This window comes from Burkholderia sp. SIMBA_051 (assembly GCF_046534915.1).
Taxonomy (GTDB): domain Bacteria; phylum Pseudomonadota; class Gammaproteobacteria; order Burkholderiales; family Burkholderiaceae; genus Burkholderia; species Burkholderia ambifaria.
This window is the reverse complement of record NZ_JAWRXS010000386.1, coordinates 1-265: the sequence shown is the minus strand read 5'-3', so window position 1 is coordinate 265 and position 265 is coordinate 1. Positions and strand designations below refer to the sequence as shown.

Sequence of the window (265 nt, the reverse complement as noted above, 5' to 3'; positions counted from 1 at the left end):
GGCAACCTTGCCAGACAGCTTGCGGGTCAGCACCTGGAAGATGGCGTAGCTGATCGCCGAGACCGCCATCAGCAGCGTGCCCAGCGCAGGCAGATCGGCGCCCGGCCGCACGATCAGCAGCATGCCGGCGAAGCCGGCCGCCACCGCCATCCATTGCACCGGCCGCACCCGTTCGCCCAGCAGCCAGGGCGACAGCGCGACCATGATGAGGGGCGAGGTGAAGTAGATCGCCGTGGCCTCGGACAGCGGCATCCAGATCAGCGCC

The 265-nt window shown here is 69.1% G+C and carries 1 protein-coding gene; it reads right to left on the bottom strand.

Features of this window, described 5'->3' with window-relative positions; all coding sequences use genetic code 11:
• Nucleotides 1–265 (bottom strand): EamA family transporter (locus SB771_RS34980; RefSeq protein WP_410722040.1); only part of this gene is annotated, 265 nt, incomplete at both ends.